This window comes from Flavobacterium nitrogenifigens, from assembly GCF_003254565.1.
Taxonomy (GTDB): Bacteria; Bacteroidota; Bacteroidia; order Flavobacteriales; family Flavobacteriaceae; genus Flavobacterium; species Flavobacterium nitrogenifigens.
On sequence record NZ_QJRI01000181.1, the window covers coordinates 305,461 to 330,945 of the forward strand.

General features: G+C 34.2%; 19 protein-coding genes. 15 read left to right on the forward strand and 4 right to left on the reverse strand.

The window, feature by feature from the left end; genetic code table 11:
- Positions 1-26: 26 nt before the first annotated feature.
- The 3 genes from DM397_RS21310 to DM397_RS21320 are packed head-to-tail and all read right to left on the reverse strand — an operon-like array spanning position 27 to position 5,492.
- The gene (locus DM397_RS21310) at positions 27-842 is read right to left on the reverse strand and encodes a SusE domain-containing protein (protein ID WP_111379549.1); all 816 of its coding nucleotides are present in this window, start codon (positions 840-842) and stop codon (positions 27-29) included.
- 24 nt (positions 843-866) lie between these two features.
- Complete coding sequence (locus DM397_RS21315) at positions 867-2,474, reverse strand: RagB/SusD family nutrient uptake outer membrane protein (RefSeq protein ID WP_111379550.1); 1,608 nt, start codon at positions 2,472-2,474, stop codon at positions 867-869.
- Between the two features lie 36 nt (positions 2,475-2,510).
- Positions 2,511-5,492 (reverse strand): SusC/RagA family TonB-linked outer membrane protein, encoded by a 2,982-nt coding sequence (locus DM397_RS21320; RefSeq protein WP_111379552.1) that lies wholly within the window; start codon positions 5,490-5,492, stop codon positions 2,511-2,513.
- Between the two features lie 236 nt (positions 5,493-5,728).
- Here DM397_RS21320 and DM397_RS21325 point away from each other — a divergent pair, with 236 nt between their 5' ends.
- From DM397_RS21325 to DM397_RS21395, 15 genes are all read left to right on the forward strand, one after another.
- Positions 5,729-6,760 (forward strand): LacI family DNA-binding transcriptional regulator, encoded by a 1,032-nt coding sequence (locus DM397_RS21325; RefSeq protein ID WP_111379553.1) that lies wholly within the window; start codon positions 5,729-5,731, stop codon positions 6,758-6,760.
- A gap of 175 nt (positions 6,761-6,935) precedes the next feature.
- The gene (locus DM397_RS21330; protein ID WP_111379555.1) at positions 6,936-8,291 is read left to right on the forward strand and encodes an MFS transporter; all 1,356 of its coding nucleotides are present in this window, start codon (positions 6,936-6,938) and stop codon (positions 8,289-8,291) included.
- An 18-nt stretch (positions 8,292-8,309) separates the two neighbouring features.
- Positions 8,310-8,963 carry a beta-phosphoglucomutase gene (gene pgmB / locus DM397_RS21335; RefSeq protein ID WP_111379557.1) on the forward strand — a complete coding sequence of 218 codons (654 nt, stop codon included), beginning with the start codon at positions 8,310-8,312 and terminating at the stop codon, positions 8,961-8,963.
- Between the two features lie 139 nt (positions 8,964-9,102).
- Entirely contained in the window at positions 9,103-11,406 is a 2,304-nt protein-coding gene (locus tag DM397_RS21340; protein WP_111379558.1) for a glycoside hydrolase family 65 protein, read from the forward strand.
- Positions 11,407-11,432: 26 nt separating this feature from the next.
- Complete coding sequence (locus DM397_RS21345) at positions 11,433-13,547, forward strand: glycoside hydrolase family 97 protein (RefSeq protein WP_111379560.1); 2,115 nt, start codon at positions 11,433-11,435, stop codon at positions 13,545-13,547.
- Between the two features lie 173 nt (positions 13,548-13,720).
- Complete coding sequence (locus DM397_RS21350) at positions 13,721-15,586, forward strand: glycoside hydrolase family 13 protein (protein ID WP_111379561.1); 1,866 nt, start codon at positions 13,721-13,723, stop codon at positions 15,584-15,586.
- Positions 15,587-15,693: 107 nt separating this feature from the next.
- Positions 15,694-17,355, forward strand: a complete 1,662-nt coding sequence (locus DM397_RS21355; protein WP_111379563.1) for an alpha-amylase family glycosyl hydrolase — start codon at positions 15,694-15,696, stop codon at positions 17,353-17,355.
- Positions 17,356-17,539: 184 nt separating this feature from the next.
- Positions 17,540-18,217, forward strand: a complete 678-nt coding sequence (locus tag DM397_RS21360; protein ID WP_111379565.1) for a glycerophosphodiester phosphodiesterase — start codon at positions 17,540-17,542, stop codon at positions 18,215-18,217.
- Positions 18,218-18,374: 157 nt separating this feature from the next.
- Positions 18,375-19,583: a BaiN/RdsA family NAD(P)/FAD-dependent oxidoreductase gene (locus DM397_RS21365; protein WP_111379566.1), complete on the forward strand. Its 1,209-nt coding sequence runs from the start codon at positions 18,375-18,377 to the stop codon at positions 19,581-19,583.
- A gap of 6 nt (positions 19,584-19,589) precedes the next feature.
- Positions 19,590-20,237, forward strand: a complete 648-nt coding sequence (locus tag DM397_RS21370) for an HAD family hydrolase (protein ID WP_111379568.1) — start codon at positions 19,590-19,592, stop codon at positions 20,235-20,237.
- A 60-nt stretch (positions 20,238-20,297) separates the two neighbouring features.
- A complete protein-coding gene (locus tag DM397_RS21375) occupies positions 20,298-21,371 on the forward strand; it encodes a hypothetical protein (RefSeq protein WP_111379570.1) in 1,074 nt (357 codons plus the stop codon).
- Between the two features lie 72 nt (positions 21,372-21,443).
- A complete protein-coding gene (locus DM397_RS21380) occupies positions 21,444-22,811 on the forward strand; it encodes a YncE family protein (protein WP_111379571.1) in 1,368 nt (455 codons plus the stop codon).
- 23 nt (positions 22,812-22,834) lie between these two features.
- Positions 22,835-23,416, forward strand: coding sequence for a Crp/Fnr family transcriptional regulator (locus DM397_RS21385; protein ID WP_111379573.1), 582 nt, complete (start codon positions 22,835-22,837; stop codon positions 23,414-23,416).
- 61 nt (positions 23,417-23,477) lie between these two features.
- A complete protein-coding gene (locus DM397_RS21390; RefSeq protein ID WP_111379575.1) occupies positions 23,478-24,146 on the forward strand; it encodes an MBL fold metallo-hydrolase in 669 nt (222 codons plus the stop codon).
- Positions 24,147-24,228: 82 nt separating this feature from the next.
- A complete protein-coding gene (locus DM397_RS21395) occupies positions 24,229-24,984 on the forward strand; it encodes a hypothetical protein (protein ID WP_111379576.1) in 756 nt (251 codons plus the stop codon).
- A gap of 4 nt (positions 24,985-24,988) precedes the next feature.
- On the opposite strand, the gene DM397_RS21400 is transcribed toward DM397_RS21395, so the two are convergent.
- Positions 24,989-25,465, reverse strand: a complete 477-nt coding sequence (locus tag DM397_RS21400; RefSeq protein ID WP_111379578.1) for a TspO/MBR family protein — start codon at positions 25,463-25,465, stop codon at positions 24,989-24,991.
- Positions 25,466-25,485 lie beyond the last annotated feature (20 nt).

Genomic DNA, 25,485 nt, shown 5'->3' on the forward strand with positions numbered 1-25,485 from the left:
GCCCTTTCTGTAAATTACATTAAAAACTAGTCTAATGTTATTTTCTTCGCACCATTGTCAATAGTTAAAACTCTTGGTCCTGTTGGTCCAGTATATTTAAAGTTGCTGTCACCATCTCCAGCGTTTACTAATTCGTCATCAATAGTATAACCTAATCCAGAGTAGTAAGAATAGTTATGACTTGCATCCCAGTTACCATTGCTTGTAAAGTTATTTCCTAAGAATTCTCTAAATGCTTCCCCGCTTTTAAGAACAACAGTTACTTGGTAAACATCTGTTTTACCAACTACTAATGGAAACTCAGTTTCAGCATCGCCATCCCAAGTCCATCCTCCTGGAGTAGCAGCACCAACTAACCAGTGAGAAGTTGCTAATGGAGTGTGATAAGGAGTTGCTTTAAAAGTATAGAAGTTAGAATATTGCGCTTCAGCTCCAGTACCAACTGTAGCTTTGATACGAATATCAACATTGTTTTCTTCTTTTTCAATAAAACCCCCATTAATCAAAGCAGAGTTTAGTTCAGCTACAGTTAATGCTCTATAACGCTCTGTAGTTGTAGTAACTGCAATAGGTGCAGCAAATTTTGTACCCGCTTTTGCAATTTCGATAGTATAATTAATAACAGTAGCTGTACCTGCATATTTTGCGTAATCCCAAATTACTGTAGTTGCAATCTCTTTTTCATTTTCTTTAGTAAGAACAATGTTAAAGTCATTTTGTGGACTAAGTAAAACAGGTGTTGACTCTGGCGTAATTACTGGTCTTTCTTCTACATCATCTGCATTACATGACACCGCTAATACACCAATGAATGCGATTAAAATTTTATATATATTTTTCATTTTATTTATTTTTATAGGGGTTAGTTAGTATCCTGGATTTTGTTTTAAAGTTGGGTTTGCTTGGATAGTACGTGATGGAATAGGCATCAAATCTCTGAATGAGTCTGTACCGCTACCATTTTTAACGCCACCTTTCCATTGCCAGATTTTAGACGATCCTGTGAATTTGCCAAAACGAATCAAATCTGTTCTTCTATGACATTCCCAAAACAATTCACGTCCTCTCTCATCTAAAAGAAAATCTAATGTTAATTCAGAATTTGTAATAAGACCAGCATTAGCTCTTGCTCTGATTTTATTTACGTACTCTAAAGCTAATGTCATATTACCTGACGATGCACCTCTAAGTGTAGCTTCAGCATACATTAAATATACGTCTGACAATCTGTACATTGGAAAATCTGTGTCTGGCATATCTGGTCTTTGTGCCTTAGAACCATCAGAATTTACATTTGTAAATTTTGTAACTGCATAACCGTTAGAAAATACTCCGTAATCAGCTATATCCAAAGTTTGTCCATCAGTAAAAAATGTTCCTCTCTTATCAGAAGCAGCATTTACGTCAGGAAATAATTGAACAAATTCTGGTCTTGTTCTGATACCAGACCAACCTCCATCCATTCCTTGATCTGCACTAACCATTTTTCCTCCGATAGATGCGTGCAAAATAAAACTCATACCTCCACCAATTGCTCTAATTGCATTTCCATCACCAACAATTGGGAAAATAACTTCGCTTTGTGCTCCATTTCTATTATTATCTGCAGAAAATAAATAACGGTAAGGAACATTTGCAAAAGTATATGCAGAACCTGTTACAATTTCATTACATATTGTAGCTACATCATTATATCTTTCTGTTCCTGTATAAACCTTAGAATTCAAGTAAATCTGCGCCAATAAAAATTTAGCAGCTGTTTTATCAACTCTACCATATTCATTAGATCCAGAAGGAGCTAAAGTAGCATCCATATCTTTTAATTCTGATTCTACAAAAGCAAAAACTTCTGCTCTTGTTTTTTGTTCTGGAAAGTAGTATCCTACAGGGTCATTTTCAGTTGTAATTGGCACATTACCAAACAAGTCCATCAAATTAACATAAGAAAAAGCTCTTAAAAAACGTGCTTCTGCTCGTAAAGTAGTAACCTCTGCTTTTAATTTAGCATCAACACCTCTCTGCGTAAGTTTTTCATCTGTCGTCTGTCTTAAAAATTCATTAGCAACACTAATTTCATAAAAAGCTCGCGAAAAGATTCCGTACAAGAATTGATTACTTGGACTCCATTTTTGCCCATTTATTGCAGGCAAACCATCATCACTCCACGCTACAATCGCCTCGTCTGTTGGAAACTCCTGAGTTACAAATAGTAGTCTAAGGTAACTACTAAAATCTCCTCCAAGTCCAGAAATATCAGCTTGTCCGTCACCATCATTACCCCCTACATACAAACCTGCATATAATTTTGCCATTACTTGCTTATATGATGCTGGATCTTGAAAAAAGTCATCAGAAAGAAACTCATCATCATCTGTTGGCTTCACATCTAAGTCACTCGTACATGAAGTAAGTGTCATACTTAATCCTAATATAAATAGGAGAAAATAAGATATATATTTAAATGATATTTTCATTTTGTTTATTTTTTAAATTTAATTTTCAATGTACTATTAGAAATTCGCGTTTACTCCAAACAAGAATGTTCTCGCTCTCGGATAAACATTATTATCTATTCCGTTGAATTTTTCAGGATCTAAACCATTGTATTTTGTAAATACCAAAACATTCTGAACTCCAGCTGTAAATCTTAATGAAGCAGCTTTTAATAATGTTTTGTCAAATGTATATCCTAATACGATGTTATCTAACTTAATGAAAGAAGCATCTTTTACATAATAATTTGAGTAATTACGTTGAGTTCCATTAGAGTTACTTTCAGTTGTAAAACCTGTATTGTAATAATCTGTAGTAATATTTGCCAAATCTGAATCTCTTCTTAAACCAGCTTGTAAATATCCTTTATCAGAACTTACGTTATCGAAAATATAATTTCCTAAACTAGCTCTCCAGTTCATTGTAAAATCGAACTTTTTGTAATTCAATGTAGAATACAGTCCAAAAGTATAGTCTGCTGTTGGTTTATGATATTTATAACGGTCAGCATCTGTAATTACACCGTCACCATTTCTATCAGCGTAAGCACCTTGAATAGGTCTTTTGTTCGCATCATACAATTGCTCAAATACGAAGAATGAATTTGGTGCATATCCTTCTGAGTGAATTAACACCTGATTTCCTGTACCACCAGCAATTACATCTCCAGTAATATATCCTTGGAATCCTGGAACTGTTACACCCAAATCAGATATTTTTTGATCAATATATGTTACGTTAGCGGCAACATTCCATGTCAATTTATCATTTTTAATGATATCTGATTGAAGACTAAACTCAACCCCTTTTGTTCTAACGCTTCCAATGTTGCTATATCCTTGGTTACGAATGTTTGCCCCATCAGGAACTGGGATATCTGCCAATAAATCACTAGATTTTTTATCAAAATAGTTAAGAGTACCTGTTAGTCTTTCGTTAAAAAAGCCAAAATCTACTCCAATATTCATTTCTGCTAAATCTTCCCATTTAATATCTTTGTTATATCCTTCAGGTCTTGCAGCTCTATAAATAACACCATCAAAAACATATTGTGTATTTAGCGTTCCTAATGTTACTCGCTGCAAATAATCGTATGCACGCGGAATATCTTGCTGCCCAGTAGTTCCGTATCCAACTCTTAATTTTAAACTAGATAAAGTTTCATTGTCCTTTAAGAATGCTTCTTCTGCCAAGTTCCATGCAAAAGCACCTCCTGCAAAATTACCCCATCTGTTTTCTTTAGAGAAACGTGAAGTTCCGTCTCTTCTATAGTTCACAGTTAATAAATATCTACTGTCATATCCTAAATTCAAACGTCCAAAATACGACTGCAAGTTAACGTCTGCGTCTGTTGTAACATCCGCAGGTGGATTAGGCTGTTTAATATCTCCTGAGTTAAATCCTTCTCTCTGGAATAGCTGATAGTTGTAACCAGCTGTAGCATCAATTTTAAACTTACCAATATCTTTAGTATAATTAAAGTATGTGTTTAAGTTTTTGTTCTGACGAGTATCTGTATAATGAGTATACCCTCCTAAATTAACCCAGTTACCTTTATCAAATGTGTTAGGCTGGTATCCTAAAATACTTTCAGTACTGATTGCATTATAACCATCACTATCAAATTTATCGATACCTGCTTCGGCAACGATTCTTAAATCTTCAAAGAAATGAAATTTATAATCTAATCTAATATTACCCCACTTTCTAGTAGATGTCGCTCTTCTGTCTTCTTGATTTATTCTTGCCACAGGGTTTCTCGCTGGCAACAATGGCACATTTCCATTTGCTTCTAGCCATTCAAAGTATCCTCCATATCTAGAACCTTCTTGATAAACTGACTGTGTTGGATCAAATATAATAGCACTACTAATTGCTGCTCCTTCATTTTGGAATTGATTTTTTCCAAAAGCTAAATTTCCTGTAATATCGATTTTTAAATGATTATCAAATAAAACTGGATTTAACGATAACGATGTCGTAGTTCTCTCAAAAGAAGTATTCATTAATATTCCAGGATTATCCACATTACCTACAGATAAACGCACAGGAAGTTTATTAAATAATGAACCACTTACCGATATGTTATTATTTGTTGTTAGGGCCGTGTGAAAAATTTCATCCTGCCAATTAGTATTTGCTGTACCAAGTAAAGCTTTTTGAGCTGGAGTACCGTTTGCATTTACAATTGCACGATATTCATCAGCACTCATCACATCTACAGTGTTAGCAACAGTATTGATACCAACTTGAGAGCTAAAGTTTACTTTCACACCACCTTTTGTTCCTTTTTTAGTTGTAATTACAATTACTCCATTTGCAGCACGAGAACCATAAATTGCCGCTGCAGAGGCATCTTTAAGAACAGTGAAAGATTCAATATCATTAGGATCAATTGTTGACAAAACACTTGTTGCTCCATCAGGAACTGAATTACTCATTGGAAGTCCGTCAATAACAATTAATGGCTCATTAGAAGCACTTAAAGAAGATCCCCCACGAATTCTAATATCGGCTTTTGCTCCTGGAGCTCCTCCCCCAACAACATTAACACCAGCAATACGTCCGCTGATTAATGTTTCAGGAGTTACGTTAATTCCTTTATTAAAGTCTTTTGCCGCAATTTGAGAAACAGATCCTGTTGCGTCTTTTTTCTTCACAGTTCCGTAACCAACTTGCACCACAACTTCTTTAAGCTGATTGGTGTCTTCTTCTAAAGTAACGTTAAGTGTTTTTTGACCTGTGTACTCAATTGTTTCTGTTTTGTAACCAATAAAAGAAACAACAATTTTGTTACCATTTTTAACATTTGATAGCTGGTAATTTCCATCAAATCCAGTTGATGCGCCATTTGGAGCACCTTGTACATTTACATTTACTCCTGGTATTGGCTGACCTGTTGTTTTATCAACAACAGTCCCTTTTAAAGTGTTCTGAGCCAACACTGTAAAAGGCAACAATAGGAATAAAAATAACAACTTTTTGTAAATTGTTTTCATACTTTTTGTTTAAATTAGTTTTGAGTTTTTGAATGTTAGTTAAGTTTTTAATTTTACTTCGAATTTCAAAATTATGAATTTATTAACATGCTCGACAGCAGGCACTTTTTATTGCTTTACGAAAACGTGGTAGTGTTGAAAACTTTCTATTTTTTGTAATCTTTCAGTGTTAAAATTGCAAATACCAAAAATATTATACACCTTTATTATTAATTAGATTTTTTTCGATTAACTCCATGAAACGTAAAATAACCCTCAAACAGATTGCAAAGGAACTTGACGTATCCATTTCAACTGTCTCAAAATCACTCAGAAACAGTCTTGAAATTGGTGAAGAAACACGCCTAAAAGTTCAGGCTTTTGCAAAGTTTTATAACTATAAACCAAACAATATTGCCCTTAGTTTAAAAAACCGAAAAACTAAGAGTATCGGCATCATTATTCCCGAAATTGTGCACTACTTTTTCTCCACTGTAATCAACGGAATTGAACAGGTTGCGAACGAATATGGCTACAGTGTTGTCATCTGTGTATCTGATGATTCTTTTGATAAAGAGGTTCTAAATATGGAGATGTTAGCCAACGGAAGCATCGATGGTTTTATCATGTCTCTTTCTAAAGAAACGCAGTATAAAGGCGACTTTCATCACATTACAGAAGTTATCAATCAAGGAATGCCCGTAGTCATGTTTGACCGCGTTACCAACGATATTTTATGCGATAAAGTGATTATTGATGATAAATCTGCAGCGTATGAAGCAGTTCAGAGTTTAATTGACAGCGGACGTAAAAAAATTGCTTTAGTTACAACTGTAGATTATGTAAGCGTTGGAAAACTGCGAACAGACGGTTACGAAAAAGCTTTACTAGATAACGAACTTCCTTTCAATGAAGATTTAATTATAAAAATTGAAGATGTAGATACCTGCGAAATAACCATTTCTGAACTTCTACACGCCAGAGCTTTTGACGCTGTTTTTGCTGTAAATGAGCTTTTTGCGGTAACCATTATCAAAACCGCAAATAAAATGGGATTAAAAGTTCCTGAAGATTTAGCTGTAATCGCATTTACTGACGGAATTATTTCAAAATACTCTACTCCAACCATTACAACTGTTAGTCAGAGTGGAGAAAAAATGGGGAATAAAGCAGCTAAAATGCTTATAGAAAGAATAGAAGCCGAAGAAGATGACGACGAAGAACACAATGAAAATTATATTACAGAAGTCATAGAAACTCACCTTATAAAAAGAGAATCTACTGACTAAAACACTTAAAATCAATAATTTCTAGAGCCATAAAAAATATTTATGACTTTTTTATTAGCATATATAAAAAAATAATTTATAATTTTACGCCCGTCAAGGCTTTTAGTTTTACTTCGAAAGGAACAAAGTTTTGATAAGCAAAGCGCTTATCGTATAATTTTCACAAATTACGATAATGGAAAAGCGTAAATTAAGTTTCTGGGAAATCTGGAACATGAGTTTCGGATTCTTAGGAATCCAAATGGGGTTTGCACTTCAGAATGCAAATGCCAGCAGAATTCTTCAAATTTTTGGTGCTGATGTACATGAACTTTCGTGGTTCTGGATTATTGCTCCCCTTATGGGATTAATAGTTCAGCCTATCATTGGTCATTATAGCGACAAAACCTGGGGAAGATTCGGCAGACGAAAACCTTTCTTTTTAGTAGGAGCCGTTTTAGCTTCGGTGGGATTAATTCTAATGCCGCAGGCTAACATTTTCATTTCTGTTTTACCTGCCTTATGGGTTGGAGCGGGAATGTTAATGATTATGGACGCTTCCTTCAACATTGCAATGGAACCTTTCCGTGCTCTTGTTGGAGACAATTTAAGAACAGACCAGCGTACTGCAGGATTTAGTATTCAAACTTCATTAATTGGTTTTGGAGCCGTAATTGGTTCTGCATTGCCATACATTCTTACGAAATATTTTGGCGTACCAAACAGCACAGTTCCTGGAAGCGTTCCGTTAAATCTAACGTTGTCTTTTATTATTGGTGCAGCAGTTTTAATTGGTTCAATCTTAGTTACGTTATTCACAACAAAAGAATATTCGCCAGAAGAATTAGCAAAATTTGAAGATCCACAAAATGATGCAATTCCTGATTCTGAAGAAAAATCAAAAATCACAGACATCTTTACCGATTTTGCAAAAATGCCTGTTACAATGCGTCAGTTAAGCTGGGTACAGTTTTTCTCTTGGTTCGGATTATTCGGAATGTGGGTTTTTACCACTCCAGCAATCGCACACCACATTTACGGTTTGCCATTAGAAGATACGTCAAGCCAGCAATATCAAGACGCTGGTGACTGGGTCGGAATACTGTTTGGTGTTTACAACTTAGTTTCGGCTATCGTTGCTTTGTTTTTCTTACCGTATATCGCTAAAAAAATTGGCCGAAAAGCAACACACTCCCTTTCGCTAATAATTGGAGGAATAGGTTTAATCTCCATTTATTTCATGCCAAATGAAGACTGGGTTGTACTTCCAATGATCTTAATCGGAGTTGCTTGGGCGAGTATCCTAGCAATGCCATACGCTATTCTTGCGGGTTCTATTACACCTAAAAAAATGGGAGTTTACATGGGAATCTTCAACTTCTTTGTTGTTATTCCTCAAATTGTAAATGCTCTAATTGGTGGTCCAATTGTAAAATACCTTTACAACGGAGACGCAATTTATGCCTTAGTTACAAGCGGTGTTAGTTTCTTAATCGCCGCAGCTTTAGTTTCTAAAGTAAAAGACGTAGACGACTTTACTCAAAAATCATAATAAAGAATTTTCCACACAATGAGCAAAAAAGCATTCATATTCGATCTTGACGGAGTGATCGTTGATACCGCTAAATACCACTTTTTGGCTTGGCAGAAAATTGCCAAATCGTTAAATATAAATTTTACACACGAAGACAACGAACTTCTGAAAGGTGTTAGCCGCGTTCGTTCGCTAGACATTATACTTGGGTTAGGAAATGTTCAGGCTACTCAGGAACAGAAAGATCAATGGTTAATTCAAAAAAATGAAGATTACCTATCTTATTTAGTTGACATGGATGAAAGTGAGGTTCTTCCAGGAGTTTTAAAAATTCTAAAACTATTAAAAGAGAAAAATCAAGGAATTGCATTAGGCTCAGCGAGTAAAAATGCAAGACCAATTCTAGAAAAAACAGGAGTGCTGTCTTACTTTGATGTTATTGTTGACGGAAACGATGTCAGCAATGCAAAACCAGACCCTGAAGTATTCTTAAAAGCGGCTCAATTATTAAATATTGATCCCAAAAATTCAATCGTATTTGAAGATTCTGTTGCCGGAATTCAGGCAGCAAACATAGGAGAAATGGTAAGTGTGGGAATTGGTGAGGAAACAATTTTACATGAAGCTGACTATATTTTTAAAGATTTTACCCAAATCGAAACAAGCTTTATAGAGCAGTTAATTGGATAATTAGAAAATGTGTCAATGAGATAATCATGCTCTCTGACAAATATTCTAAGACTCTAATTATTGAAATGAATGTAAAAAAGTTATTAAAAAACAAGGCAATTATCTCATTATCAAATTGCCCAATTATCTAATTTAGAAGATGAACCAAGATTATATAAAACCAGACAATTGGTCTATTATCGAAGAAGGATTTGATGCAGAAAGAGTAAAATCATCTGAAAGTCTTTTTAGTATCGGAAACGGTGCTATGGGACAACGTGCCAATTTTGAAGAAACCTATTCAGCAGAAACTTTTCAGGGAAGTTACATCGCAGGAATTTACTATCCAGACAAAACAAAAGTGGGCTGGTGGAAGAACGGTTACCCTAAATATTTCGCCAAAGTTCTAAATGCTCCAAACTGGATTGGAATTGACATCGAAATCAACGAAGAAAATCTTGATTTAAATACATGTACTGAGGTTAGAAATTTCCGTAGAGAATTGAATATGAAAGAAGGATGGTACAATCGTTCTTTTGAAGCAGTTTTGAAAAACGGAACTGAAATCGCTGTAAATGTTCGTCGTTTTCTTTCATTAGATTTAGACGAAGCCGGAGTTATCAAATACGATATTACTCCTTTAAACAAAGATGCTAAAATCGTTTACAAACCTTATATTGACGCTGGTGTAACCAATGAAGATGCGAACTGGGAAGAAAAATTCTGGGAACCGCTTGAAGTTAAAAAAGGCACAAATGAAGCTTTTGTAACCGCTCAAACGTTCAAAACGCATTTTAAGGTTACGACTTTCATGCACAATACAATTTTGGCAAATGGAGAAAATATTAATGTTTCGCCATCAACAATCGATTCAACGGTAGATAAAGTTCAATATACTTACGGAACTATAATTGCAAAAGGACAAACCTCAACAATTCAAAAAATTGGAGGTTACACGGTTTCTTTAAACCACGAAAATACTTTGGCTGGAGCCGAAAAAGTAATCAAATCTGCTGTTGCTTTAGGTTATGATACTTTACTTCAAAACCAAATTGATGCTTGGGCAAAAATCTGGGAAATGTCAGATATTACCATTGAAGGCGATGTGAAAGCACAACAGGGTATTCGTTTCAACATTTTCCAATTGAACCAAACCTATTCAGGAAAAGATTCTCGTTTAAACATTGGTCCAAAAGGATTTACAGGAGAAAAATACGGCGGATCAACTTACTGGGACACTGAGGCTTATTGTATTCCATTTTATATGGCTACAAAAGATCAACAAGTGGCAAGAAACTTATTAACGTATCGTTACAACCAATTGGATAAAGCAATTGAAAATGCTAAAGATAATTTAGGTTTCAAAAACGGTGCAGCTTTATACCCAATGGTTACCATGAATGGTGAAGAATGTCACAACGAATGGGAAATCACACACGAAGAAATTCATAGAAATGGAGCAATTGCTTTTGCTATTTACAACTACAACCGTTACACGGGAGATTACTCTTATATTCCAGAAAAAGGTTTAGAAGTTTTAATCGGAATTGCACGTTTCTGGCATCAGAGAGCATCTTTTTCTAAAGATAAAAATCAGTATGTAATCCTTGGAGTTACTGGTCCAAATGAATACGAAAACAACATCAATAATAATTTCTACACCAATTATATTGCGAAATGGTGTATTGATTTTGCTGCTGAACAAATTGAAAAAGTAGCTTCAGAATATCCTGCAGACCACAAAAGAGTTATGGATAAAGTAAATCTTTCTGCTGAAGAAATCAAAGAATGGAAAAAAGTAGCAGACGATATGTACTTCCCTATTTCTGAAGAACTTGGAATCTACTTACAGCAAGATGGTTTCTTAGACAAAGATTTAGTTCCGGTAAAAGATTTAGACAAATCACAGCGTCCTATTAACCAAAAATGGTCTTGGGATCGCGTATTGCGTTCGCCTTACATTAAACAGGCTGACGTTTTACAAGGTTTTTATTTCTTCGAAGATCATTTTTCTAAAGAAGAATTAAAACGCAATTTCGAATTCTATGAGTCATTTACGGTTCACGAAAGTTCGCTTTCGCCTTGCGTACACTCGATTCAGGCTGCAGCATTAGATAAAATGGACATGGCATATACATTTTATTTAAGAACTTCTCGTTTAGATTTGGACGATTACAATAAAGAAGTGGAAGAAGGTTGTCATATCACGTCAATGGCCGGTACATGGATGAGTATCGTGGAAGGCTTTGGAGGAATGCGTGTTAAAAATGACCAGCTTCATTTCTCTCCAAAAATCCCAAAAGAATGGAACGGTTACTCTTTTAAAATTAATTTCAGAAACCAAATTTTAAAAGTAGCTGTAAATCACAACGAAACAACTTTTACGGTAGACGGCGATCAAGATTTAACAATTATCGTAAATGGAAATCCTGTAACTGCAAGTAAATTTGTACAAATAAATTAAATACAATACTCTAAAAATCAAAAAACATGAAAAACTTATTTTTCGCAAGTTTAATTTTGTTTGCGTTTAGCACCGTTGCAAAAGCGCAGCAATTAAAATCACCCGAAGGCAAGTTCGTAATGGAATTTTCTCTTCAAAACGACGGAACTCCAACGTACAATTTAAAATACAAAAACAACGAAGTTGTAAAAACCAGCAAACTAGGTCTTGAACTTAAAGATGATAAAAAATCTTTATTGAATGACTTTACAATTACTGATACGAAAACTTCGACTTTTGATGAAACTTGGAAACCAGTTTGGGGAGAAGTTGATCACATCAGAAATCATTATAATGAATTGGCTGTTACTTTAAACCAAAAAAGTACAGACAGACAAATCGTAATCCGTTTTCGTTTATTTGATGACGGTTTAGGATTTAGATATGAATTTCCAGCACAAAAGAATCTTACTTATTTTGTAATTAAAGAAGAAAGATCTCAATTTGCCATGACTGGAGATCATACTGCTTTCTGGATTCCAGGAGATTATGACACTCAAGAATACGATTATACAAAATCTAAATTATCTGAAATTAGAGGTTTATCTCAAAAAGCATATACGTCAAACGTTTCTCAAAAATCTTTTTCTCCAACAGGAGTTCAGACTTCTTTGATGTTAAAAACTGCTGACGGAATCTACATCAACTTACACGAAGCAGCTTTGATTGACTATTCTTGTATGCACTTGAATTTAGATGACAAAAACTTAGTTTTCGAATCTTGGTTAACGCCAGATGCAAAAGGAAACAAAGGTCATATGCAAGCGCCAAATCATTCTCCTTGGAGAACGATTATTGTGAGCGACGATGCTAGAGAAATCTTAGCTTCAAAAATGACTTATAACTTAAACGATCCATCAAAAATTGAAAATACTTCTTGGATTAAACCAGTAAAATATGTTGGTGTTTGGTGGGAAATGATTACAGGAAAAAGCTCTTGGTCGTACACAAATGATTTCCCAACAGTTCAATTAGGTGTTTCTGATTTTTCAAAAGCAAAACCAAACGGAACACACGGAGCAAACAACGCTAACGTAAAAAAATACATTGATTTCGCTGCTGCAAATGGTTTTGACGCTGTTTTAGTTGAAGGATGGAACGAAGGCTGGGAAGACTGGTTTGGACATTCTAAAGATTATGTTTTTGATTTCTTGACTCCTTACCCAGATTTTGATGTAAAAGGTTTGCACGAATATGCTAAATCTAAAGGCGTAAAAATCATCATGCACCACGAAACTTCTGGATCTGTTCGTAACTATGAGCGTCATATGGACGCTGCTTACAAATTCATGAACGATAACGGATACGATGCTGTAAAAAGCGGTTATGTAGGCAATATTTTGCCAAGAGGTGAAAACCACTACAGCCAATGGATTGTAAACCATTACCAATACGCTATCGAAAAAGCTGCTGATTATAAAATTATGGTGAACGCTCACGAAGCAGTTCGCCCGACAGGAATTGCAAGAACGTATCCAAACTTAATCGGAAACGAAGCAGCAAGAGGAACAGAGTACCAAGCGTTTGGAGGTTCTAAACCAAATCACGTTACAGTATTGCCTTTTACACGTTTAATTGGTGGTCCAATGGATTATACTCCTGGGATCTTCGAAATGGATATCAGCAAAATGAATCCTGATAATAAATCGCATGTAAACAGCACAATTTGTAATCAATTGGCTTTATATGTTACGATGTACAGCCCTTTACAAATGGCTGCTGATACTCCAGAGAACTACAACCGTTTTCCAGATGCATTCCAATTCATTAAAGATGTGGCTGTAGATTGGTCAGAAAGTAAATATATCGAGGCTGAGCCAGGAGATTTTATCACAGTTGCCCGTAAAGCAAAAGGAACAAACAACTGGTTTGTTGGAAATGTAAACGGAGAAACTCCGCGTACCTCAAACATCGATTTCAGTTTCCTTGAAAAAGGTAAAAAATATACAGCTACAATTTACGCTGATGCAAAAGATGCGCATTACAAAACAAATCCGCAAGCTTACACCATCAAGAAAATTGCTGTAACGAATAAATCAAAATTATCTCAGTTTTCTGCTCCTGGAGGAGGTTATGCAATAAGCATTATTGAAACTAAGTAATTTTTTTAAAGACAAGTAATTTCCCCCATAGATTACTTGTCTTTTTTTTAATCTTTTAGAGCTGTCCTGCAAGGTTTTCAAAACCTTGTAGGTCATCTATCTAAAAATTTATAATTCAATTCATACCTACAAGGTTTTGAAAACCTTGCAGGAAATCGAACAAAAAGAAATCTATGAACTACCTAAAAATAAACCACCTTATTTATAAATTAGCATTATTGGCTTTGCTGTTTTCCGCTTCCGCGAAAGCGCAAATTCAAAAAGTAGAGCCACCATTTTGGTATGCCGGAATGAAAAACACGGAACTTCAGATTATGTTCTACGGAAAAAATATTGCACAATACGAAGCTTCGGTTTCTAATAATGTTGCGATTAAAAACGTTGAGAAAACAGAAAATCCAAACTACCTTTTCGTAACAATCGATACAAAAGACGTAAAAGCTTCTGAATTGGTTTTCTCTTTCAAAAACAAAAACAAAGTCGCTTTTACTCAAAAATATACTCTAAAAGAAAGAAGAGCAAATTCGGCAGAAAGAAAAAGTTATGATGCATCTGATCTAATTTACCTAATTATGCCAGATCGTTTTGCTAACGGAAATCCGAAAAATGACAGCGATGCTTCTTTAACTGAAAAAGGAAACCGTCAAGATCCAAGCGGACGTCACGGCGGAGATATCGAAGGAATCATCAAAAATTTAGATTATATTTCCTCTCTTGGTGCAACGACGATTTGGAGCACGCCTTTATGCGAAGATAACGACAAACAGCATTCTTATCATACGTACGGACAATCTGATGTTTACAAAATCGATCCACGTTACGGAACGAACGACGATTACGCTCGTTTATCGGCAGAAATGCACAAAAAGAACATGAAGTTGGTTATGGATTATGTGACCAATCACTGGGGAATTACGCATTGGATGGTTAAAGATTTACCAACAAAATCATGGCTTAATCAATTTGAAAACTACACTCAAACACACCACAGACGTGAAGTAATTACAGATATTCACGCTTCAAAAATCGATCAGGAAGTTTGTGTTGACGGCTGGTTCGTCCCTTCAATGCCAGATTTAAATTTAAGAAATCCACTTGTTGCAAAATATTTAACTCAAAATGCCATTTGGTGGATTGAATTTGCTAATCTTGACGGATTTAGAGTAGATACTTATAACTACTCTGATAAAACTGCGATGGCAAATTGGGCGAAAGCCATTACAGATGAATATCCTAATTTTAATATTGTGGGAGAAATCTGGATGCACAATCAGGCGAATTTAGCTTTTTGGCAAAAAGACAGTAAAATTGGTGCGATTGAAAACTACAATTCAAACCTTCCTTCTGTAATGGATTTTACGCTTCAAAGTCAGATTACTTCTGCTTTTAACGAAAATGAACCAAGCTGGGACAATGGATTGATAAAATTCTACAACAATTTTGCAATGGATTTTCTATATCCAAATACCAATAATATCTTAGTTTTTGCAGAAAATCACGATACAGATCGTATGAACGAAAAGTTCAAATATGATTTGCCAAAATACAAACTGGCAATGACTTTGTTAGCAACAGTTCGCGGAATTCCGCAAATCTATTACGGTTCAGAAATCGGAATGGGCGGTGATAAAGGCAAAGGCGGAGATGCCGATATTCGTCAGGATTTTCCAGGCGGATGGGCTGGCGACAAAAACAACGCTTTCACCAAAGAAGGAAGAACTCCAGAACAAGCAGCTTACTTTGATTTCAGTTCGAAATTATTCAACTGGAGAAAAACAAACGAAGCGGTTCATTTCGGAAAAATGACACATTATATTCCTGAAAATAACACTTATGTATATTTCAGATATACTGATGCTAAAACGGTAATGGTAGTTTTCAATAACAATGCAAAAGAACAGGTTGTTAAAACAGCTCGTTTTAAAGAAAGCATCAAAAACTACAAATCTGGTAAAGATGTTATAACAGGAAAAACATTCGATTTGGCTTCTGAAATTACGTTAGAACCAAAATCAGCTTTGGTTTTAGAATTGGAATAAAAACAAAATACGTTTAATTTTTTCCGCCACAAATTCACGAATTTTTTATCCTCAAAGATTGTCAAAAAATAATTCGTGAATTCGTGGCGGAAATTTATAGATATGTTATGAAAAAATACACTTTCCTTTTTTTATCTTTAGTATACTTAACAATGAGTTGTTCTGGCTCAAAATCAGTTACAATGAATGATACCTCAAAAACACCTTTCGTCTGGGAAGGAGCAAATGTTTATTTTTTACTTACAGATCGTTTTTACAACGGAGACACTTCAAACGACGTCAATTTTAACCGAACCAAAACTCCCGGAAAACTTCGCGGATTTGAAGGCGGTGACATCATCGGAATCACTAAAAAAATCGAATCGGGATATTTTGAAAAACTAGGAATAAATGCCATTTGGCTTACGCCGATTGTAGAGCAAATCCATGATGGCGTTGATGAAGGAACTGGGTTGAGTTATGGCTTTCACGGCTACTGGGCAAAAGATTGGACGGCTTTAGATCCAAACTTCGGAACCAAAGAAGATTTAGCCAATTTAGTAAAAAAAGCACACGAAAAAGGAATCAGAATCATTCTCGACGGAGTTATCAATCATACCGGTCCAGTAACTCCAGAAGATCCTGTTTGGCCATCTGATTGGGTTAGAACTGGCGTTGTCTGCGATTACAAATCGTTCGAAAATACAACCATGTGTACTTTGGTTGACAATCTTCCAGATGTTAGAACAGAAAGTACTCAGGAAGTAGCGCTCCCTCCTTTTTTAATTGAAAAATGGAAAAAAGAAGGTCGGTACGAAAAAGAAGTATCTTCTTTGGATGAATTCTTCAAAAGAACTGGTTACCCAAGAACGCCAAAATATTACATCATAAAATGGCTGACGGATTATATTTTAGAATTCGGAATTGATGGCTACAGAGGAGATACGGTAAAACATACCGACGAAAAGGTTTGGGCGGATTTCAAAAAAGAATGTGAGTACGCTTTTGAAACTTGGAAAAAACATCATCCTTTACAGGTTTTAGATCAGAATCCGTTTTACACCATTGCCGAAGTTTACGGTTACGGAATCAGCGGTGGACAGGATTATGATTTTGGCGATCGAAAAGTCAATTATTTCCAAAATGGTTTTAACAGCATGATCAATTTTGAATTTAAATGGAATGCTGCCCAAAACGATTATGAAGGTTTATTTTCTAAATATTCGAATGCGTTAAACAATGATTTAAAAGGCTATTCTGTCCTTAATTATATGTCTTCTCACGATGACGGCCAGCCTTTTGATGCCAATAGAATCAAAAGCATTGAAACAGCAAACAAACTCTTACTTTCCCCAGGAATGTCTCAGGTTTATTACGGCGACGAATCGGCAAGATCTTTAGTTGTTGAAGGCACTCAAGGTGATGCTACTTTGCGTTCTAACATGAATTGGGATGATATTCAGAACAATCCCGAAACGCAAAAAACGCTTTTGCACTGGCAGAAATTAGGTCAATTTAGACGAAATCATCCTGCAGTTGGTGCTGGCGTTCACAAACTGATTAATCCTTATCCTTATACTTTTTCCAGAACTTTTACAAAAGGCTCTTTTACAGATAAAGTTGTTATGGGAGTAGATTTACCAAAAGGGAGAAAAGAACTTCCAGTTGGCGATCTCTTCCCAAACGGAACAAAATTAAAAGATGCTTACTCGAATCAAGAAGTTGAAGTTATTGATGGAAAAGTGATTATCGACAATGATTTTGATATTGTTTTACTGGAGATAATTTAACCGCAAAGCACGCTAAAATTTACGCTAAGTGCACTAAGTTTTGTTAGCCACGAATTCACGAATTTTTTATTCTTAAAGATTGTAAAAAAATAATTCGTGAATTCGTGGCTATTTAATTTTCACAAATCATTGTGTGCTTTGCGTAAAACTTTGCGACCTTTGCGGTTAGAAAAAAAACTGCAAAATGCTAAAAATTGCACATCGAGGCGCCAAAGCCTACGAACCTGAAAATACTTTACAAGCTTTTCAAAAAGCGTTAGACTTAAATTCAGACGGAATTGAACTTGATGTTCATTTAAGCTCTGACGGGCATATCATCGTAATTCACGACGAAACCATCGATAGAACAACAAACGGAAAAGGTTTAGTAAATGATTTTATTCTAGCAGAATTAAAATCATTTTTAATTGATGGAAAATATCAAATTCCAACTTTAAACGAGGTTTTTGATTTAGTTGACAAAAGATGTTTAATCAATATCGAATTAAAAGGTTTAGGAACTCCTAGCAAAGTTGTCCAGCTTATTGAGGAATATATTTCAGAAAAAAACTGGAATTACGATCATTTCATCATTTCAAGTTTTGATTGGGATATGTTAGAAGAAACATCAAATCTAAACTCAAATATCTCAATTGGCGTTTTAACAGAAGAAAATATTGATACAGCTTTGGCTTTCGCCGAAAAAATAAAAGCAAAAGCAATTCATCCTGATTTTAATTTATTGAATGAAGAAAATGTTCAACAAATTCAGGAAAAAGGATTTCAGGTTTTGCCGTGGACAGTTAATTCAAAAGAAGACATTCAAAAAGTAAAAAGCTATAAAGTAGACGGAATTATCTCTGATAATCCAGACAAAATATAAAGTTTAAAATAGCAACAGATTAAAAGTTTTTTTTGCCACAAATTCCACAAATTTTCACAAATTAAATGCGAAAATCAATTTGTGAAAATTTGTGGAATTTGTGGTTAAATAAAAAAATTAGTGCCAATTCGTGTAATTAGTGGCAACCAAAAAAAATATGATCAAAAATTTCGATATAATCATCGTTGGCGGAGGCGCTGCAGGTTTTTTTACCGCAATTAATATTGCAGAGAAAAATCCGAAACTTAAAATCGCCATTTTAGAAAGAGGCAAAGAAGTGCTTTCTAAAGTTCGCGTTTCTGGAGGCGGACGATGCAACGTTACGCACGCTTGTTTTGAACCCAATGAATTGGTTAAATTTTATCCTCGCGGAGAAAAAGAACTTCGAGGGCCTTTCCATCAATTTTGCTCTGGCGATACAATTGAATGGTTCGAGAAACATGGCGTAGAATTAAAAATTGAAGAAGACGGGCGACTATTTCCTGTTTCCAATTCTTCACAAACTATTATCGATTGCTTCTTAAAAGCAACTGAAAAATTAGGTATAAAAGTCTTGACAGGACAAAGTGTACAATCTATTTTCAAAAAAGAAAACCATTGGAAAATTGATACACAAAGTGACAATTATGCTGCCGAAAAATTAGTTATGGCAACAGGAAGCAATCCCAAAATCTGGGAAATGCTTCAGGAACACGGACATGCAATTGTGAGCCCTGTCCCTTCCCTATTTACTTTTAATATCAAAGATTCTCGAATTAAAGAATTACCAGGCGTTGCTGCACAAGTTACCGTAAATGTAAAAGATACTAAACTAGAATCGACAGGTCCTTTGTTGATTACGCACTGGGGAATGAGCGGACCAGCAATTTTAAAACTTTCGGCTTGGGGCGCTCGTATTTTGCATGACAAAAACTATCAGTTTACCATTTTCGTTAATTGGCTAAATGATGTTGATTTTGAAGATGCCGAAAAAATCCTAAAAGACTTAAAACAGGAACACGCTAAAAAAGCAGTTTCTAAAAAATCGCCTTTTGACTTCCCTAACCGTTTATGGGAAAGTCTGGTTCTCGCTTCAGGAATTGATTCAGAAACCAAATGGGCAGATTTATCTAAAAACCAATTACAGAACTTGACTTCACAACTCACAAAAGCCGAATTTAAAGTCAACGGAAAAAGTACTTTCAAGGAAGAATTTGTAACTGCTGGTGGAATCGATTTAAAAGAGATCAACTTTAAAACCATGGAAAGTAAAATTCACGAAAAGCTTTATTTTGCTGGTGAAATTGTAAACATCGACGCTATTACCGGCGGATTTAATTTTCAGAATGCCTGGACGAGCGGGTTTATTCTGGCTCAAAATATTTAACACAAAATGAAATTTAAAGGAATTATTTTTGATTTAGACGGAACGCTAGTAGATTCATTACATGACATTTCAGATGCAATGAATAAAGTACTTACCGCTCTAAGTTACCCAACACATGATTACGATACTTACCAATATTTTATCGGAAGTGGTTTACGAAATTTGGTTAGTAAAGCATTGCCAGCCACAAACAATTCTGACGATGAAATCGAAAGTTGTTTTGAATGTATGGTCGATGAATACACTAAAATCTGTACGCTGAAAACAAAACCTTATGACGGAATTGTTGAATTGCTTGAAAATCTGACTTCACAAAACATCAAAATGGCTGTTTTCTCAAACAAAGCTGATGAATTGACGAAGAAAATAGCTTATGAATTATTTCCAAAACAATTTGACGCAGCAGTTGGTCTGAGCACAGAAGAACTGAAAAAACCGAATCCGTTTGAAGCAATTGAAATCAGTAAAAAATGGAATTTAAAACCCGAAGAAATCCTTTTTGTCGGCGATTCTGATATTGATATGAAAACAGCTGTAAATGCTAATATGTTTCCTGTTGGCGTAACTTGGGGTTATAGAACCGAAGATGAATTGAAAAACAGTGGCGCAAAAGCGGTTATTAATAATGCCTCTGAATTAATTGCAATTCTATAGTTATTTACAAAAGACTTGTATATATTTGCCTCCAAAAACAGGGCAAAACTTACAAAAAAAATGCAGAAAATATTATTAGCAGCTATACTTTTGTTTACAATTTATAGTTGTGAAAACGACAACGATTCTCCAAAAAATAAAGAAGAAAAAATAATATTAAAAACGAATGTTATAGATGCTGAATATTCCAAAAAGACAGATCAATTAGTCTTTATCTCATCAAATCCTTCTCAAGTAAACATTTTTAACTCCAACACCGAAACATTTCAAAAAATTTCATTGGCTTATGCCCCAACATGTATTTCTATTTCGCAAGATGGCAATACAGCTGTTGTAGGTCATGATGGCCACATCACACATGTTAATTTAAAAAATCCATCCATAATCCAAACCTACAACATTTCTTGCTCTGCACTTGATATTGTTCTTGGAAAAAATAGATGGGCGTATGTTTTTCCTGAAAAAGATCAATGGACATACATAAAAAGTGTTAACATGAATTTGGAATATAATTATGAAATGCCCATAAGTATATACAATCAATTACACGCTGGAGCTAAAGGACGGTTAGATCCTTCAGGTAATTATATTTACATGCAAAGTCCACTATCAAGAGGGCAAGTTCAACGTCTAACAATTAAAAATGGAGATATCGATGATAGATACGAATCTAACTTTGAAGAAGAAAACTACACTATTCCAAGCATATGGTTTTCAGAAAACGGCGATAGACTTTTTACTAGAGAAAGAAGTGTTTTAAAAACCTCTGAACTTAATAGTTTAGATGGGGTATATAATGGCAGAATTCCTTCAGAAAATAATTACAAGATTGATTGGCTTGATCATTCTTCTTTAAAAGGAAAATTATATGTAATCTTTTCAAGTGGCGATCAATGGGATTTAATTAAATCGAATAGCATTTATGTTTTTAACGATGCAGATCTTAGTTATGTAAATAAACTTGAATTGGAAAAATATTTCAATCAAACGGGAAGAAACAATGTAGAAACTTTTGATGCTATGCCTTATTTTGCTTTTAGCAACTCAACTGGAAAAAATCTATTTGTAATAACAAAGGCACTTGATTCTGATTTGGTTAATGAATGGGCAATTCAAAAAATCAATATTAACTAATCACTATTTCTTTTAATTAAAACCTCTTAATTATTTCCATTATACTATAGTTCTAAAACACTATTAAAAATTATGAAAAAAATTATTTTATCATTAATAATATTGTCAACCATTGTTGGATGTTCTAATAATGATTCAAACGAAAAAAACAAAGAAGCAAATTATTCAGTACCAGACACATTAAATTTTACTATTTTCAATAACAAACTTGTCCTTAATATTGAAAATCAAGGAGAAACAGCTTTAAATTATACCATAACAAGTTCAAAAAACTATGTTGCGCTTTCTAAAAAAGAAGGAGCTGTAACTTCACTAAATCATGATGAAATTACGGTTACTGTTGATAAACAAAACTTACCAAATGGCAAATCATATTCAAAATTATATCTAAATATCAATAATAAAAAAGATTCTATAGTTGTAAGTGTAACCAATTTTGTAGAGCAGAAAGTAACTTTAAATTCTGATGTTGTTGATGCAGAATTTTCTAAAGTTACCAATCAGCTTGTATATGTCTCCGCAAGTCCTTCTGCTGTAAATATTTTATCAGCAAATACAGGTTCAATTGAAAGTATAACTTTACCATATGCCCCAACATGTGTCTCAATATCTCCTGATGGAAAAACCGCAGTAACCGGACATGATCGATATATTTCTTATATCAATCTAATCAACAAAACTATTATAAAAACATATCCAGTATCTTGTTACGCAAATGATATTGTACTTGGAAACAATAAATGGGCATATGTTTTCCCTGCCAAAGGTCAATCGACTTTTATAAGATCCATAAATTTAAGCTTGACAACCGATAATGAATACGAACACATTGGTGAAAGAATTTACGAAGGAAATAAAGCGCGATTACACCCTTCAGGTAAATATATTTATGGAGCAGAAAATAACTTATCACCAATGGATATAGAGAAATATGACATTCAAAATGGAAATGCAGAATACAGCTACGATTCTCCCTATCATGGAGATTATATTATGAACGGAAACCTATGGTTTTCTGAAGATGGAAATAGAATATTTACGAGAGGAAAAACCGTTTTTAAAACTTCTGAACTTAGAAGTCAGGATATGTTATATAATGGCACAATCACTACTGAAACGAACCCATACACACCTATTCAATGGTTAGATCATTCATCAGTAAAAAACAATCTCTATCTATTACTTGTAGCTGATGATAATTGGAATCAAAAGAAACTTCCTAATATTTATGTTTATAATGACTCCAATCTTAGCTTTAAAAGCAAGATTCCGCTAGAGCAGTTTCTTGTATCAAAAAGTGAATCGAATAAAGTATTTTACGATGCAGAACCCTATTTTGTATTTAGTAATTCTGCTGGAAATAATTTATTTGTAATTGTAAAAGCAACCGGAGCAGGTTTAGCCAAAGAATGGGCAATTGAAAAAATAAATATAGAATAATAATCAATTACGTTTAAGCGTAAATGAAATCAACATATTCTTTATTACAAAAACAAATCTTAGCAATTGCCTCTTTTTCTGAAAATGAAATGGAGGCAATTACTTCTTGTTTTAAATATGAAAAGTTCAATGCCAAAGAATACCTTTCGTCGATGGGAAAAACTAGCAACAAGATTTTCTTTATTGTCGAAGGTCTTGCTCGTGTTTATTATCTCAAAGACGGAAAAGAAATTACCACTTATTTAAGCTGTGATGAAGGTTTTATTGCCTCGTATTCCAGTTTTATAAATCAATCGGTTTCTTTTGAAAATATTCAATGTATTGAAGATTGCGAAGTCCTTTCTATCACTTTCGAGAAAATGCAGTTTTTGTATAACGAAATTCCAAATTGGGAACGTGTTGGAAGAATTCTCGCCGAACAGAATTACCTCTGCATGGCAGACAGAGTTTTAAAATTACAAATGATTCCAGCCAAAGAAAAATACCAGACTTTTTTATCATCGGCTCCAGCCAAAATAATGCAGCGAACACCTTTAATTTACATCGCTTCCTTTCTCGGCATTACGCCCGAATCATTGAGCAGAATCCGTCAGGACATTTCTTAACATTTATCAAGTGAGTTGAAAAACGGAATTCGAATCTTTGTCAAAATAAAATTTGAAAAAGATGAAGAATATTGCCAAAGACGTTTACCAGATTCCTTTGTTTCCAAGAAATGCCATTAATTGTTATCTAATTGAAGATGTTTTGATTGATGCTGGAATTCGTAGTTCTGCAAATACAATTTTTAAAGCATTAAACGAGAAACCAATTAGTAAACATGTCTTAACCCATGCACATGCCGATCATCAGGGAAGCAGCAAAACAATCTGCGAAACTTTAAACATTCCGCTTTTATGCAGTGAACCCGAAAAAGAGTTTGCCGAAAACGGAAATGTAGTCACAGAATACCCAAACCCGAATCATTTAATTTCAAAATTTCAGAAAAACTTCTGGGCAGGAAAAGGACATTTTGTTTCTCATACTTTAAAAGAAGGCGATCAAATTGGCGGATTCACGGTTATTGAAACTCCAGGACATTCACGGGGTCACATCTCATTTTTTAGAGAAAAAGATGGCGTTTTAATTGTTGGAGATGTTATGACCAATATGAATCTTCTAACAACAAAAGTCGGTTTGCATGAACCTCCGAATTTGTTTACCGCTGATAAAGAAACCAATAGAAAATCCATTCAAAAACTAGCTTTTCTAAAACCAAAAATACTGTGTTTTGGTCACGGACCTGTTTTGTTTCGTAATGGCGAATTCGAAAAATTTACCCAAAACATCAGGTAATTTTATTAACAAGAATTTACATGTTCTGTAAGTTTTCGTTAAGACTATTCTAATAATTTTACTCTCAACTAATTAATCCTATATGAGAGTAAAATTACTTACCACAATTTCTATTTTCACCTATCAGCTTAGTATTTCTCAAAATGAAAAATTATTAAACGGAAAAGTTCTTTCACAGAATATTCCGCTCAATAAAGTAGAAGTAATTAATAAAACTGCCAAGACCAGCACGAGAACAAACGAACTTGGCGAATTTTCGATTCTGGTACGACCACAAGATAGTGTGTTGTTTTTCTCTAAAGATTACTTTTTTAAAAGACTAAAAATTTCTCAGGAAAATATAGATCAGAACAATATTATTGTAAATATGATTCTAAAACCTGAAGAATTGGATGAAGTTTTAATTACAACTATAAAATTTCCCCATGTAAGTATGACACAAGAAGTTTCAGATTCGATTGCATTAATAAAAGCTTCCCGTAATTTACAGAAATATACTGGCGTTTATGATGGCACCATTTCAAATGGAATGAATTTTGGTACTATGGGAGCAGGTCTTTTAGGTTTGTTTAAAAAGGAAGAAAACAGCAATAAAAAGCCTAAAAAGAAAACTCCCGAATTAGATTTCAAAACATTTGCGGAAGCAACCTGTCCTCTGGATTTCTTTACAAAAGACTTAAAATTAAATCCAAATGAAAAGGCTCTTTTTCTAGAATTTTGTTCCGCCGATCCGCAATCTGAAATTATTCTAAAACAAAAAAATCTACTTTATACAATGGATTTTTTATATGCTAAAAATGAAGAATTTAAGAAACTGAAAACGGAGATTAAAAATTAAAAAACTACTTATTTAACCACCAAATACTAGCATTCAAAACAGTCGCAAATCCAACCCAAGCTAAATATGGAATCAATAAATAACCTGCAGTTTTATTGATTTTGACGAATTTCAAATACGTTTCATAAATCATCAGCCATAAAAGCACAATTTCGATTAAAGCTAACATCGGATTTTTTAATCCGAAGAATAAATACGACCAAATTGAATTTAAAATTAATTGAATAATAAAAAACAGCAATGCTTTTTTAACTTCTTCTGTATTTTCTTTTATTCTGTCCCAAACCAACGCAACTGCAATTGCCATTAGAATATAAATCACTGTCCAAACTGGCATAAAAACCCAATTCGGCGGATTAAAAACTGGCTTCTCTAGCATTATATACCAAGTTTCAATACTAGGTTTTGTAACTACTCCGGCAGAATATCCTACTGTTAAACAAATTACTAAAGCTATAGCGATTTTTACGAACTTATTCATGAATTCTAATTTTGGATTCA

Bases quoted from the DNA above. Each gene is read 5' to 3' on its own strand.
- DM397_RS21310 (WP_111379549.1), bottom strand. From the start codon at position 842: ATGAAAAATATATATAAAATTTTAATCGCATTCATTGGTGTATTAGCG.
- DM397_RS21315 (WP_111379550.1), bottom strand. From the start codon at position 2,474: ATGAAAATATCATTTAAATATATATCTTATTTTCTCCTATTTATATTA.
- DM397_RS21320 (WP_111379552.1), bottom strand. From the start codon at position 5,492: ATGAAAACAATTTACAAAAAGTTGTTATTTTTATTCCTATTGTTGCCT.
- DM397_RS21325 (WP_111379553.1), top strand. From the start codon at position 5,729: ATGAAACGTAAAATAACCCTCAAACAGATTGCAAAGGAACTTGACGTA.
- DM397_RS21330 (WP_111379555.1), top strand. From the start codon at position 6,936: ATGGAAAAGCGTAAATTAAGTTTCTGGGAAATCTGGAACATGAGTTTC.
- pgmB (WP_111379557.1), top strand. From the start codon at position 8,310: ATGAGCAAAAAAGCATTCATATTCGATCTTGACGGAGTGATCGTTGAT.
- DM397_RS21340 (WP_111379558.1), top strand. From the start codon at position 9,103: ATGAACCAAGATTATATAAAACCAGACAATTGGTCTATTATCGAAGAA.
- DM397_RS21345 (WP_111379560.1), top strand. From the start codon at position 11,433: ATGAAAAACTTATTTTTCGCAAGTTTAATTTTGTTTGCGTTTAGCACC.
- DM397_RS21350 (WP_111379561.1), top strand. From the start codon at position 13,721: ATGAACTACCTAAAAATAAACCACCTTATTTATAAATTAGCATTATTG.
- DM397_RS21355 (WP_111379563.1), top strand. From the start codon at position 15,694: ATGAAAAAATACACTTTCCTTTTTTTATCTTTAGTATACTTAACAATG.
- DM397_RS21360 (WP_111379565.1), top strand. From the start codon at position 17,540: ATGCTAAAAATTGCACATCGAGGCGCCAAAGCCTACGAACCTGAAAAT.
- DM397_RS21365 (WP_111379566.1), top strand. From the start codon at position 18,375: ATGATCAAAAATTTCGATATAATCATCGTTGGCGGAGGCGCTGCAGGT.
- DM397_RS21370 (WP_111379568.1), top strand. From the start codon at position 19,590: ATGAAATTTAAAGGAATTATTTTTGATTTAGACGGAACGCTAGTAGAT.
- DM397_RS21375 (WP_111379570.1), top strand. From the start codon at position 20,298: ATGCAGAAAATATTATTAGCAGCTATACTTTTGTTTACAATTTATAGT.
- DM397_RS21380 (WP_111379571.1), top strand. From the start codon at position 21,444: ATGAAAAAAATTATTTTATCATTAATAATATTGTCAACCATTGTTGGA.
- DM397_RS21385 (WP_111379573.1), top strand. From the start codon at position 22,835: ATGAAATCAACATATTCTTTATTACAAAAACAAATCTTAGCAATTGCC.
- DM397_RS21390 (WP_111379575.1), top strand. From the start codon at position 23,478: ATGAAGAATATTGCCAAAGACGTTTACCAGATTCCTTTGTTTCCAAGA.
- DM397_RS21395 (WP_111379576.1), top strand. From the start codon at position 24,229: ATGAGAGTAAAATTACTTACCACAATTTCTATTTTCACCTATCAGCTT.
- DM397_RS21400 (WP_111379578.1), bottom strand. From the start codon at position 25,465: ATGAATAAGTTCGTAAAAATCGCTATAGCTTTAGTAATTTGTTTAACA.